This is a genomic window from Parabacteroides sp. AM08-6, from assembly GCF_003473295.1.
GTDB lineage: Bacteria > Bacteroidota > Bacteroidia > Bacteroidales > Tannerellaceae > Parabacteroides.
Map to the genome: position 1 here is coordinate 1 of NZ_QRMP01000019.1, position 14015 is coordinate 14015.

At 43.5% G+C, this 14015-nt stretch carries 9 protein-coding genes; 3 read left to right on the forward strand and 6 right to left on the reverse strand.

Going from position 1 to position 14015, the window contains the following annotated elements:
* On the reverse strand, positions 1–2049 hold a 2049-nt coding region (locus tag DW103_RS11940; protein ID WP_147381210.1), incomplete at its 3' end, for a hypothetical protein.
* Between the two features lie 1115 nt (positions 2050–3164).
* On the opposite strand from DW103_RS11940, the gene DW103_RS11945 reads away from it, so the two are divergent.
* From DW103_RS11945 to uxaC, 3 genes are all read left to right on the forward strand, one after another.
* Positions 3165–4208, forward strand: a complete 1044-nt coding sequence (locus DW103_RS11945; protein ID WP_122276429.1) for a sugar kinase — start codon at positions 3165–3167, stop codon at positions 4206–4208.
* A 293-nt stretch (positions 4209–4501) separates the two neighbouring features.
* Complete coding sequence (locus DW103_RS11950) at positions 4502–5170, forward strand: bifunctional 4-hydroxy-2-oxoglutarate aldolase/2-dehydro-3-deoxy-phosphogluconate aldolase (RefSeq protein WP_122276431.1); 669 nt, start codon at positions 4502–4504, stop codon at positions 5168–5170.
* Between the two features lie 20 nt (positions 5171–5190).
* The gene (gene uxaC, locus DW103_RS11955; protein ID WP_122276503.1) at positions 5191–6594 is read left to right on the forward strand and encodes a glucuronate isomerase; all 1404 of its coding nucleotides are present in this window, start codon (positions 5191–5193) and stop codon (positions 6592–6594) included.
* 73 nt (positions 6595–6667) lie between these two features.
* Here the strand turns inward: uxaC and DW103_RS11960 are convergent, their stop codons facing one another.
* The 5 genes from DW103_RS11960 to DW103_RS11980 form a co-directional block, all read right to left on the reverse strand.
* Entirely contained in the window at positions 6668–10207 is a 3540-nt protein-coding gene (locus DW103_RS11960) for a cell envelope integrity protein TolA (RefSeq protein WP_122276433.1), read from the reverse strand.
* 36 nt (positions 10208–10243) lie between these two features.
* The gene (locus DW103_RS11965) at positions 10244–11047 is read right to left on the reverse strand and encodes a metal ABC transporter permease (protein ID WP_122276435.1); all 804 of its coding nucleotides are present in this window, start codon (positions 11045–11047) and stop codon (positions 10244–10246) included.
* A gap of 76 nt (positions 11048–11123) precedes the next feature.
* A complete protein-coding gene (locus tag DW103_RS11970) occupies positions 11124–12053 on the reverse strand; it encodes an Abi family protein (RefSeq protein WP_370453483.1) in 930 nt (309 codons plus the stop codon).
* Positions 12054–12248: 195 nt separating this feature from the next.
* Positions 12249–12671 (reverse strand): phospholipase, encoded by a 423-nt coding sequence (locus DW103_RS11975; RefSeq protein ID WP_122276437.1) that lies wholly within the window; start codon positions 12669–12671, stop codon positions 12249–12251.
* A 6-nt stretch (positions 12672–12677) separates the two neighbouring features.
* Positions 12678–13898, reverse strand: a complete 1221-nt coding sequence (locus tag DW103_RS11980; RefSeq protein ID WP_122276439.1) for a 3-phosphoshikimate 1-carboxyvinyltransferase — start codon at positions 13896–13898, stop codon at positions 12678–12680.
* Positions 13899–14015 lie beyond the last annotated feature (117 nt).

Genomic DNA, 14015 nt, shown 5'->3' on the forward strand with positions numbered 1-14015 from the left:
TGTATTTGTTGTCAGGTAGTTGTCTGTTGCTTTTGTGGTCAGATATGCTACTTCTGCTTCCAATTGTTCTTCAATTGTACCTGTCAAAGCACTTTCTACTACATAATATTCACCATCGGCAGCAACCTTAAAGAATAACAGAACTGCATCTATGTTCTTTGAAACGACATATTTATTGCCAACTTTACCTAAGACCTTACCATCTTTAGTTTTGAAAGTATAAGCGGTAGCTAACAATTCGTCATTTACACCATATTTTGTTACTGTTCCTATTGTCGGATACAACATCAAGGAAGCATCATCTGCCTTTACACCCAGAACTGAGTCGGCTACTGTTGTTACATAGATGTTTGCACCGATACCGTTTACCAGACCTAATGCGAATTTCTTATAGTTTATATCAGCAGGATCGATTGCGAAATAATCAATAGCACCCTTCTCTGCATCAGCAGTTACGAATGCCAAAGTATCCAAATTACCCGTTGAATATAAACCATCGCCTACTTCATATAATACATCACCCAATACTTCTTTTGTATAACGGTTCTGAACTTTCAGCTTATCGTCTTTTCCGGATACAACCCATACTTGGTAAGAGTTGTCTGCAGAAGGTTCTGCGACATAACCTGTACCGTCTTTTTCGCACAAACCGTATACATAATATTTATCGTAGATCTTAACATCCGCATTTGCTTTGTCTGCTGCCTTATTCTTGATAAAGTAGTAACCTACTTCAATGTTAGGATATACAGGTGCTGTAAATGCGTAAGGACGCAAAATACCTTCTACACGTTCATCTTCTACAGCAAATACAGTAGAAACTAATTTCGTATTCTCCAATTTAGCTTGACCTAAAACGACTTCACCAGTTTTGTATTCATATTCACCAAGCGTCAAAGGCCCATTACTAGGGTTGGCTTCTACTTCATAATAAGGAGCTTCGGTTGCATTTTCTTTATATTTCACGATAGAAGCCGGACGGAAGATAATACTATCGGCATTACCTACTTCACGCATCAGAGTAAATACGCGCAGACCGTTCTTAGGGCTATCAGCATCCAATTTTTTAATAATCGTATCAGTATCCAAACCATAAGCATAAACAGCATCATTATGTTTACCTGCGATATTATAACGAGCTGTATCGATTGTATAATATTTAGGGTTATCCAAACCGATTTGTGATACGGGCAGGAATGCAAATGTAGTTTCTGTTCCCTTAGGATCTTTTACAACTTCAAGTTTATCAGTTCCAGCATTATATTCAACCGGAACAATCTGGAAGTTCACCAATCCCTGGATGTTCGTAGAACGGATACGAGAAGCTTTCAATTCTGAATAAGGGATGTTGTACATAGCGGTCAAGGCAGCTTCAACGCCATCATCCAGTGTCCACTGACCAAAATCAGCAATATGTATACCAGTAAGACCTGCTAAGTCACCTAAAGACGTGGCCATATCAGAACTAAACTCAACCCTCGCTGTACGAACCATGTAAGCTTCAGATTTTTCCGTATAACGATAAGCTCCAACAGCGACAACAGAATCACCATCTTCTGTATGATACTTATAAGCGATAGTATAAGTATCATTATACGCATCTACCGACCAATAAGAATTCTTATCCGTTGCTGCTACCACCTTAGCAGAATCAGTACTAGTAGCAAGACCATCATAGTTATCATTTTCAACCACTGCAGGTTGTTTCGGAGCATCATAAGCCATTACGACACCTGTTGCAACGTTTGTAAATTTATAATCTTTTTCACCTCTTGCATTTTCACGCACTGTAATTTTCCAACTAACAGAGTCTATCTTTGCTTTTGTATCCAGCACATAATCACTCTGTTTAGCAGTAACAATACCATTATCTCCTTGTGCTTTCAAATAAGTGGAAAAAAGATTAGAGCCCTGAGATTCATCGAAGGCATTCTTCACAAAAACGACATCTCCTGTTTTTAATTCAGTAGGGGCTATAGTCTCCGCAAACGCCCCGACACTACCGGCCAGCAGGACACTGGCCAAAAGAGTAGAAATTCTTTTGTTCATAATTCTAAATTTAATATTAATAATAATGTATCGAAATTAAAAAGTTCACTATCCCGCACGTTGTTAAATTCTGTATAATGACTAAATAAAACGTACGTTTATTTTTGGCATTTTTTTTGCGTTTTTGAAAGTTCGTATAAGAAAGGTGGTTTTTCGTACATCATAAGCTATCTGATTGATAAGAAAGCATATAGAAAAAATAAATTTCTTCTGGAAAATAGTTGTCAGTTTAAAACTTATCCGTATTTTTGTGACGAAAATAAACGTACGTTTTTTTTCGTCATTCTTACCATTCTTCTATCTTATTGTATATCAACACTTTTTATCGTTTTTACCCCCTATTCCGACCCCCTAAAATCAGCACTTTTTTCAATTTCCGGTTTTTGTTCATAATCACTTGTTAATCAATATGTAGAAACTATTTCCTGAAGTATTAGAACACCTTGATTTTTCGCGTTTTTCGCAAAAGAGCAAAAAAACGAGGTTTCGAGGCCTGAAAATCCATCGTTTTCAAGCTTGACTATTCCCCCTAAAATTGGGACTCCCCATCCTATTGAATATACGAATATCAGAAATACCTAATAGGACCACAGTACACGACAAAAAATATGTCATACAAAATCATCTGCCTTTTTCTTACCTCTACCGATTGACAGTATGCTCTCTATTTAAGCATTTTACTATCGGAATAATACGTCAAAAAAGGTTACATGTGCGGGTAATTCATTTTACCCGCCATACTAATCCCATTTAGTCGCTATGATAGTGACATTTTGATAATCGGGCAAATCTCTGCATTGTTATCTCATAAAGCAGAAGTCGAGCTTATAAACAACCAGATAAGTGTACTTTCCACTATATCATCTCTTCCTGTAGTGCTATTTTGGCATAGTTATTCTCATTTTTTAAAAAAAAGAAAAGACCAATGAGTAAAAGAAGATTAGCTGATAGAATTAAGTCCCTGTAATCTGTATCCAATCAATATCGAGAAATAACAGACAATTCCCCTTCTGACACAAACTTTGTGTTAATTAATATGTTTTCGCACACACAACGCGAGTATTTAAAAAATATTCTCCTATTTTTGTGAGCAGAATACATTATAAACCATTGATATGGATAAAAAAGTAATAACCTTTGGAGAAATCATGCTCAGGCTGGCTACGCCGGACTATCTCCGTTTTTGTCAGAGTGATAAATTGAATGCCACCTTTGGAGGAGGAGAAGCCAATGTGGCTGTGTCATTAGCCAATTACGGTATCCCGACAGAGTTTGTAACCCGTTTGCCCGAAAACGACATCGCACGCGCTTGCGTAATGGATTTACGTAAATATGGTGTCGGAACCTCACACATCGTATACGGAGGGGAACGCTTAGGGATTTATTTTCTGGAAACAGGCGCCGTAGCCCGCGCCAGCAAAGTGGTTTACGACCGCGCTCACTCTGCTATTTCCGAAATCACACCGGGCATGGTCGACTGGGAAGAAGTTTTTAAAGAGGCTGCCTGGTTTCATTGGACAGGTATCACACCGGCTATCTCGCAAGGAGCTGCCGATGCTTGCCTGGAAGCTATACAGGTGGCAAACCGTATGGGAATACCGGTATCGTGCGATTTGAATTACCGGAAAAACCTGTGGAAGTACGGAAAGACAGCCGGTGAAGTAATGCCGGATTTGGTGGCCGGCTGCGATGTAATCCTGGGAAACGAGGAAGATGCCGAAAAAGTGTTCGGTATCAAGCCGGAAGGTTTCGATGTCGCACAAACGGAGGGAGAGGTAAACGCTGCCGAGTTTGAATCCGTATGCCGGCAACTCATGACGAAGTTTCCACGGGCCAAAAAGGTTATTATCACCCTGCGCGGTTCCATCAATGCCAATCACAACACTTGGGGAGGCGTTTTGTATGCTGACGGCAAACTATACCAGTCCCGCCGCTACGATATCACACATATCGTAGACCGTGTAGGCGGAGGAGACTCCTTTATGGGTGGTCTCATTTACGGCCTGCTGACTTATCCTTCCGATGACCGGCAAGCACTCGATTTTGCCGTAGCTGCTTCTTGCCTGAAACACACGATTTACGGTGATTTCAACCAAGTGACTGTCGATGAAGTTGAAAAGTTAATGAAGGGAGATGCCTCGGGACGTGTTTCACGATAAAACCCATCCGAAAGCAGGAAAAGAACTTTCCTTTCTGGAAAAAGGCAACATCCTTTTCCGGAAAAGGTCAGTAGCTCCGAACAATTTCGTCCCATGCAAATATTCTAACCAGAATATGGAAAGATAAAAAGACATCTGTTGAATACAAGAAACACAATTGTCTTTTTTACTTTCAACATATATTGAAAGTATATTTGCATGGTAGCGTTGACGAATAAACACAGGACGATTCTTTATATTCGTCGAATGCTCTTTAAGAAAAGAAAGTAATAACTGTTTATAAATTTATCATCATGGCACGATTTAACAAAATGCAGGTACTGGATGCCATCATCAGCACCGGAATGGTTCCTGTTTATTACAATAAAGAGGCTGAAATAGCCAAGCAGGTAGTAAAAGCCTGTTACGAAGGGGGTGTACGTGCTTTCGAATTTACCAACCGTGGGGATTTCGCACACGAAGTATTTGCGGAACTGAACAAGTTTGTGGTAAAAGATTGCCCGGAATTGATACTGGGTGTCGGCTCCGTAGTGGATGCCGGAACAGCAGCCTTGTATTTGCAGCTGGGGGCGAACTTCGTAGTCGGACCGTTATTCAACCCCGAAGTAGCCAAAGTGTGCAACCGCCGTCTGGTTCCTTATACACCGGGATGCGGTTCCGTTTCGGAAATAGGTTTCGCGCAGGAAGCAGGTTGCGACCTATGCAAGATATTTCCGGCGGGAAACGTAGGAGGACCGTCGTTCGTTAAAAACATGAAAGCTCCGATGCCCTGGTCTCTTATCATGGCGACCGGTGCGGTGGAACCGACCGAAGAAAATCTCTCGGCATGGTTCAAGGCAGGGGTCACCTGTGTAGGTATGGGCTCCAAACTTTTCCCGAAAGAGATGATTGCCGGTGGCAATTGGGAAGGCATCAGCACACTTTGCCGGGAGGCTTTATCCATTATCAAAAAATACCGTTGAATTATGTAACCTCTAATATCATGAAAACATTCCTTGATTCTAATTTCCTACTCCAAACGGAGACAGCTCAAAAGCTCTATCATGCGCATGCATCCAAAATGCCGATTATCGACTATCACTGTCATCTTAGCCCGCAACAAATAGCCGATAATCACAAGTTTGCCGACCTGACGGAAATCTGGTTGGGCGGCGACCATTACAAATGGCGTGTTATGCGTGCCAACGGTGTCCCGGAAGAATACGTCACAGGAGACAAACCAGCATACGAAAAATTCGAGAAATGGGCGGAAACCCTTCAATATGCGATGCGCAATCCGCTCTATCATTGGACACATCTCGAGCTAAGTCGTATTTTCGGAGTCGATAAAGTGTTGAATCCGGCTACCGCCCGCGAAATCTACGATGAATGTACGGCTAAGCTGCAAACAGCGGAGTTCCGCGCGCAAGCCATCATGGAACGCATGCATGTGGAGGTGGTCTGTACAACCGACGACCCTGTCGATAATCTGGAATATCATGCCGCTATCCGCAAAAGCAACCTGAAAACGAAAGTTCTTCCCGCCTGGCGTCCGGACAAAGCGATGGCCATCGAAAACGTTGCCGCCTACAACGATTATCTGACTAAACTGGAAGCCGTTGCAGACATCACCATCCTGAATTTCAAGGACCTGCTGAATGCGCTCCGGAAACGGCACGATTTCTTCGCCTCGCAAGGATGCTGTCTTTCCGACCACGGGCTAAGCACCTTTTATGCAACCCCTTACACGGATGCCGAAATAGAAACAATCTTCCTGAAAGCCCGTATGAAGAAGGAGTTGACAGCAGAAGAAACCGACAAATTCCGTTCAGCCATGTTATACGAATTGGCACTGATGGATGCCCAAAGCAACTGGGTACAACAATTCCATATCGGTGCAACCCGCAACAACAATGCCCGCATGTTCAAAAAGCTCGGTCCCGACACCGGTTACGATGCCATTGGCGATGCCGAAGTAGCCACCCCGCTGGCCCGTTTCCTGAGTCGTCTGGATGAAGAAGGGGCTTTGGCCAAATCCATCTTCTACAATCTGAATCCACGCGACAACGAACTGATGGTCAGTACCATCTACAGCTTCAACGACGGTACGGTTCCCGGAAAGATGCAATACGGCTCCGGCTGGTGGTTCTTAGACCAGATACACGGCATGGAAAAACAAATAAACGTACTTTCCGATTTAGGGCTTTTAAGTCGTTTTGTCGGAATGCTGACCGACTCCCGCAGTTTCCTGTCGTATCCGCGTCATGAATACTTCCGCCGTATCCTGTGCAATATCTTGGGCCGGGAAGTAGAAAACGGCATGTTACCAGCCTCGGAACTGCCGTTCTTAGGCAAAATGGTAGAAGACATCAGCTACAATAATGCAAAACAATATTTCGGATTTTAAACCCTATCGATGACCATAAAAAAATAAGACCGCCTCGACTGGGGACGGTCTTTTTTTTATATTGCACGAAAGATTATCGTTTACGGGCAGCTTCCTTCGCTTTCTGGGCTTCACGACGCTCTTTTTCTTTCTTCTTCAGCTTTTCCTTATATTCGCGTTCTTTCTGTTTGCGTTCTTTCTCCTTCTGCTTCAAACGGTTCTTGTATTCACGTTCTTTCTGCTTGCGGAGTTCTTCGCGCGCTTTCTCTTTCGCTTTACGGTCGGCCTGCTGTTGCTTCATTTTTGTCTTACGGTCGAGTTCGAGCTTTTTCTCCTGTTCGGCTTTTGCTTTCAGGCGAGCCTCGTCTTCGGCTTTCTGCTTTTTCAGAAGCTCTTCATTCTCTTTCGCAGCACGTTCCTGCATTTCTTTCTTAGCTTTTTGTTCAGCTTCAAAAGCCTCGCGCTCCTCTTTTTTACGTGCTTCTTCCTCGGCTGCTTCACGCTTGCGGATTTCTTCAATCTCTTTCAGTGTCAGTTCCTTCGGTTGTTCTACCGGAGTGGAAACAGCAGGAAGCGTATCTTCGGTGACAGGAACAATCGTATCGGTTGTTACAGGCAGAATAGTTACCGTATCCACCGGTTGTTCTACCGGGACTACAACCTCCGGAATGACTGGAGGCACCGTATCTTTCGGTTGTTCTTTCGGACGAACCGTCTTAATAGGTTTCACCGTATCCGGTTCTGTAGCAGGTTCTACAACCGGCTCCATCATTTCATCTTCCGGTTCCTTATCTTCCTCTACAGCAGAATCCTCAGCTTCGGCATCCATCCGGGCCTTCCAGCGGGCAGCAAGTTCAGGAGCGACTTCGCCAAAGTTTTCTTCAAAGAAGGCAACGTATTCTTCCAACGTCTTCCCACGCATCAAAGTTTCGTAGTTATCGTCGGAAATAGGCAGGATGGCTACATTCTTATCCAACGCATTCGCATAGCCGTCTTTGCCGTATATCATCTTATAATATTGCAAGATTTCGTCGAAGTTATAGAAACCGCTTATGATAAGCATACTCATCGGACCGGCTTCTTCGAAACTCAAATCAAACTCTTTTACCATAAAGTTCGCAAAGTTGTAGGCGGCTACAGCAAACAAGAGTTGGTTTTTATCCACACTTCCGGTCGGATACATCAGAAGCATCCGGTAAGAAGTATTAGGTTCGGGATTAAATGTGCGAGCCGAGTCGGCAGCCGAAAGCGTACCATCATCCCCGACACCGAAACGCAAATTCCAAGTCATACCCGTAATTCCGCCTTGCACCATCGTCCGTCCGCGCAGGACACCTTTCAGCATCTCACCGGCCAATTCCGTCACATCTGCCGAAGGATACTTCTCCACCAGCGCTTTCAAAGCATTCTTAAACCCTTCGGCATCACCGGCTTGTACATAAGTCAACGCATCCAAGAACATGAATTTCGGCATCAGGGTAGCCAACGGATATTTCTCGCTCACCTGACGGTAATTCCGGCGCACGGAAACGGTATCCCCTTTCAGGTAACGGTCGTAAGTAGCCTGGTAGATAGAGTCCTGCACGACGTCCATCATCCGGATGTTATATTCGTAATTCGGGTCGGCAATGGCTATCGCATAATCCGATTCCGGGAAAGCAGCTATCAGCTTGTTTTTATATTCGGTAGCCACTGCCGTATTGTTGGAGCGGAGTGCCATCAAATAAACCTGATAATAACTTTCCAAGCGGTGCTGATTATCCGGGAAACGGCGTTCCAACTCTCCAAAGGCTTCGATAGACAAAGGAATATCTTCCAGCTTGTCCTTGTAAATCATGGCCATATTATACAGGCCGTCTTCTATAATCACATTCGAGGCATCCACATCTTCAGGTGTGAGAGGAAGCTGTTGGATATAATATTCGCGCGTTTTCGGATCATCGGCGGCAACTTCCGGCAGGCCGGCTTCCAATGAATCGGACACCATCGCTTCCCCTTCCGCACCGGCAATTGTCTCCTGCGTGTCAACGTTTTCATCCGCCATGTTTTCGTCGAAAGTAGACATTTCCTTCTTACGGCGGCGCCAGTTATCTTCGAGTGTACGGCGACCCCATTTGCGTTGGAATTGTGTTTTACCCTGTGCGACAGTTTGCGGATTATAGAAATAGAAGGTAGCACCACCGGTTGTTGTCGGCAGCGTAATCCCCCCTGTCTCCGTTCCGGGACGGTCTATTCCGTTCCCTTGCGCTTCCTGATTAGCCAGATAAGCATCTTTTTCAGCGAGAGCTTTTGCTTCTTCCTCCTCTTTTTTGACCTTTTCAATAATTTTATCGATGACAGCCAAACGTTCACCTTCCGGCATTTTTGCCAAAGTCTGCAAACTATCCTGCAAATGGACGGCCTCCACGTGTACGACCAACTCATCCAATACAGATGAAAGTTTAGCTACACGTTCGTAATCTTTATATTCTTTTTGTATACCGGACAATGCGCCACTGAAACAAGGTTGTGCTTTCACATAATCGCGCATCTTGAAGTAGATGTCCCCCAACCGTATCTGGCAGACTGCTTTATCCAAGCCATTCTGTGTACTTTTCTCGATGCCCGACTGATAATTCAGGATGGCATTTGTCGTATCTTCCCGGCTCAAATACACATTCCCGAGAGCATAATAAACCTGATCCAACAAGTCTTTGTTTTTATCGCTTTTCGCCATCTGGTTAAGCATCTTTACCACCTTCTGATAATTATTCCCGGTGAAAACCTCGGTCTGGCGGATACGAGCGGCAAATTCCAGTTCATACGGCGGATTAGCTTTAGCCACTTCCCCAAACATCTGGTATGCCAAGCCATTCTGTTCCTGTTCCGCATAAATCTGTCCCAACAAATATTTCATCCGCGTACGCTGGCGCTTGTTTTTTTCCGCCTTGATAGCTGTTTTGAAATAAGGGACAGCTTCTCCATATTGCTTATTTTTCACCAGGTAATCGGCATATACGGCAGCATATTGTTTCAGGTTTTTACGGGGAATTCCGTTTGTATTGAGTTTACCGAGAATATCTTCCGATTCATAAAACCAGCCCATTTCCGAATAGCAACGAGCTTGCCAGAGACGAGCTTCCGTCACGACTTCATCATCCTGCGCATAATGGCGGGCGATATAAGAAAATGTGGCGGACGCCTGCAAAAAATCGGCATTGTAGAATTGCGCCTGCCCCATCATCAGCCAACATTTCTTCAGAAAAGGATTATACTCTTCCTGCTCTTGGAAAGCCCGCTGTTTAGGGTCATTGCGCCACCCCGGCTTTTTAGCGGGCTTGGCCTTTATGGAGTGCAGTTTGATGGCTTTATTGCTTTTCTCGATGGCACGGTCGAAAGGGCCACCTGTCGTTTGTTTATCTTTCGGCTGGGCACTGATAGGATACATATAAATCATATCGGAATAACTCTCCCTATAACCATTTTGCATAGAAAGGAGTGCCTCGTCAAAAGAGGTTTTTCCATTGAAATAGATGTTGTACCGGCTATTAAAGGCATGATAAAAACGGCTTGCTTTGGTGTTTTTCTTCGTGCTGCACGACCAAAGCAAAGAGATAGCCAATAATGCGATTATATAGTAAAAGCTTTTCTTCATTTTTATTGTAAAAACCGGGCAGAGCCTGTCTTTACATTAACGATTAAACCAATACTTTATTGCTTTGACTATTAAAAAGAAAACAACCAAAACTAAAATGATAAAAGCTCCGGAAGGGACATTGAGGAAATAAGATAGAACCAAACCGGCCACGCATCCCAAAAAGCCGATGAGAATACTACCCCAGATTATCTTTTTAAAATCCGAAGTGAAGAGGTTTACCGTAATCTGCGGCAATGTTAACAGGCTCATAAGCAACATAATACCGACCAGACGGATAGAAAGGACTATGGTAACAGCTATGAAAAACATCATTATATACTCTATCCATTTTACCGGCAACTGCTGGGTAACGGCAAAATCACGGTCGAAAGCCACATACACTATCTCCCTCAAAAATAGGGAAAAGAGAATGACTAAGACAAAAGAAAGTCCGGCTATCCAATAAATATCTCCCTTCGAAATAGTCAGTATATTCCCAAACAAATAGGCAGAAAGATTAGGAGCATATCCGGGAGTCAGGAAAATAAAGACAACCCCCAAAGCCATCCCCAACGACCAGACACCTGCTATAGCCGAGTCTTCCCGTATATTCTGCGTTTTGCTCACCCACTCCACACCAAAGGCGGATAATACAGAGAATGCCATCGCCATCAAAATGGGGTTCATTCCCAGATAAAAGCCCAGCCCGAGTCCCCCGAAGGATGCGTGCGTAATGCCTCCACTGATAAAAACCAAGCGGCGCGAAACGATATAAGTCCCGACAATACCACAGGCAATTGCTGTTAACAAGCTGCCTATCAGCGCATGTTGAAAAAAACTATAGTGTAGTAAATCCATACGATATTCCTTTCGGATGTAATTTATTTTCTTTCGAATGTCTATGCAAAAGTATAAAATTTATACTCAAATTTCTTCATAAAAATCGCCAAACGGGAAGTGATTGCCAATATTTGGGAAGTCCCATATCTTTAAGGTCGAGCAGACGGCAATCAGATTTGAGTAACTCCTTGATATTCTTTTTGAAGTCGCTTCCGGGACTAATAATATCAAGGATATACGCGATACAAGATAGTACGGCAAACAATTTATTCGTGCGTATCTGTCCGATTGTAGTTCTATCCATAAAAGGATAAAGGGTGTTGTATGGCAAGGTTACACTGACCATAAAACGACGATTCCAAACGCGACTGTGGTGAGCGCAGCAATTTCGGAGATTGGAAATGGCGTGTAGCCAATTCTCCAGTATAGCCACTTTCTTCAAGCCGAATTGTTCGGTAATATACTCTTTGCAGCTGTCTAACTTTAAGGATTGGAACAAGCGGCTCAATGTGGCAAACGACACTACTTCGAGTGCCATCCAACTTGGCGGCATTGGAGGATTGTCGTATTTAATGTTATAATGCTTAATAAAATCTTCGTTGCTACGGTTTACATCCGCTTCGATATGTTTCATCAAGTCGTTATAACCGAAACGATACAAACTTTCATCATCGTACCAATGGCTATCGCTTGTACTTTCAGCATAGACCTGTACAATTTTCGTGCGCACTGCGACTTCAATCTTTTCAATGGCATTGAAGATAAGCGAACGCAGTCTGCGGTCAAAACAATAAAGGTCTATGATGTCTTTGAAATGAATATCTTTACGAGTGAAGTTGTGTTCGGAATCCTCACCATTCTCTTGGAACGGATAAGTGTAAGCACGAAGTCGATAGTAGCTAATATTAAAAAGATAAGCGATTGCCTCGCTTTCATCATCGAAAACGAGTCCCCGTTGTTTAAGTCGTGCAATTTGCTCGGTGAGTGTCAACGGCTTCTTGATATAATCTATTCTATCAGTCAATTTAACAAGAAGCTACCATGTAAAAACTCGAAGACCTCCCCGGGTGCGCTGTTCTTCGGGAAGCGTGGGAGGTCATATCAGATGCGAAGGTAATACTTTTATTTGATTTTGCAATGGGCGTGCCAAAAATATTTGCAACATAGTAAGGAATTCTATTTTAAATCCTTTCGGATAAAATAAAAACCCATTCCCTAACTAATGAATACGACGTTCGCCGACTATCAGAAAAGCTTCATCTTTCAGCGCATCCGGCAAATTGACACCCCGGAGCTGAAGGCTACGGAGCCAACCGGCAACCTCAATATCCTGAAGGGTATAAAGAACCTCCCGGAACTCATCGACTGCTTCCTCCTCATATTCGTCCGCTTCCACTCCTTGAAAGCGGTCCAACTCCTCATCATCATAATATTCCACCTTTTTGCTGACAGCAGCAAGCAGACTATCGCGTTCGCAAGTTTCATGCTGTCCGCAACATTCGGCATCCGCCAGTTCTTTGGCTTCCGGTATTTCAGTTATCTCGCCGCGTTCAAGCATTCGCTGCAATTTCCGGTTTCGAAAATAACCGGCAATGGCTGCGACGATACCTAATAATACAATTCCTATAACAATATACCACATATTCTTTTAACTTATCGAAAAGCCGGCAGTTTTCAAATCTTCCCAATAATGCGGATAACTTTTACTTACAACTTCCGGATTCGCAATCTCAATTCCCTCCGGACAGAGCAGTGCAACCGGAGCAAAAGCCATTGCCATCCTGTGATCCTCGTAAGTAGCGATAACCGGATTCGCCTCAGGTTCAGTCCGTTCACCATTCCATTCCAGAATACTATCATTACTATCTTTCAACAGATAACCGAGTTTACGAAGTTCCGTCTTCAGTGCTTCAATACGATCCGTTTCCTTTATTTTCAGACTTTGCAAGCCGGTAAAACGGAAAGGAATATTCAACAACACACAGGTGACAACAAATGTTTGAGCTAAATCCGGTTCGTTGACAAAGTTATAAACGAGTTTCTTTGTCACACTCCTCGTATGTCTCAACACAACTCCACACTCCGTAAAAGTAGTGCCGACACCCAATTCCGCAAATAGTTTCGCACCCGCAGCATCTCCCTGGAGGCTGTTTTTGAACAACCCCGACAATTCTATTTCCGCGTTTCGGGAAAGCGCCATCATCTCATACCAATAAGATGCTGCGCTCCAGTCGGATTCGACCGTAAAACGAATCGGCGTATATTCCTGAGGAGCAACTTTGATGGTCTGACCATTCCAGTCGGCTGTGACACCAAACAATTTCATTAGCTGTAACGTCAGATTGATATAAGGTTTGGAAATAATATTGCCTTCCAGATGAAGCGTCAATCCTTTTTCCATTAAAGGAGCAATCATCAATAAGGCAGATATATACTGTGAACTAACGCCTCCTGCCAGTGAAATTTCGCCACCATGCAAGGCACATCCGAAAATACGAAGAGGCGGATACCCTTCTTTCTCCATATATTCGACTTTAGCACCTAATTCATTCAAGGCATCCACCAAGATTTTGACCGGACGGTTCTTCATCCGTTCTGTTCCTGTAATGGTCCATTCTCCTACGACCTTCGACAAAAAAGCCGTAAGAAATCGCATGGCTGTCCCGGCTGCTTTTATATCAAAATCGCGCATATTCGAATTGAGTGCTTTCACCATCACTTCGGTATCATCACAATCCGACAAGTTTTGAATATCGTAAGGACTATAACTCAAAGCATTCAGTATCAACGCCCGGTTACAGATACTTTTGGAAGCCGGTAGTTGTACGGAAGCCTTCAGGGAAGCGGGACTTTTTATTTTGTAGTTCATTTGTATCTGCTTTAAATGGGATACAAAAGTACGGATTTTATTCCGAAAAACAGACTATGGGAAGGGCTATTCTAACAGAAGAGGAGACATCCCGCTTCGAATGTCTCCCCTTTTTTA

Coding starts and splice junctions, on each gene's coding strand:
- uxaC (WP_122276503.1), top strand. CDS start 5,191: ATGAAAACATTCCTTGATTCTAATTTCCTACTCCAAACGGAGACAGCT.
- DW103_RS11980 (WP_122276439.1), bottom strand. CDS start 13,898: ATGAACTACAAAATAAAAAGTCCCGCTTCCCTGAAGGCTTCCGTACAA.
- DW103_RS11965 (WP_122276435.1), bottom strand. CDS start 11,047: ATGGATTTACTACACTATAGTTTTTTTCAACATGCGCTGATAGGCAGC.
- DW103_RS11950 (WP_122276431.1), top strand. CDS start 4,502: ATGGCACGATTTAACAAAATGCAGGTACTGGATGCCATCATCAGCACC.
- DW103_RS11975 (WP_122276437.1), bottom strand. CDS start 12,671: ATGTGGTATATTGTTATAGGAATTGTATTATTAGGTATCGTCGCAGCC.
- DW103_RS11945 (WP_122276429.1), top strand. CDS start 3,165: ATGGATAAAAAAGTAATAACCTTTGGAGAAATCATGCTCAGGCTGGCT.
- DW103_RS11960 (WP_122276433.1), bottom strand. CDS start 10,207: ATGAAGAAAAGCTTTTACTATATAATCGCATTATTGGCTATCTCTTTG.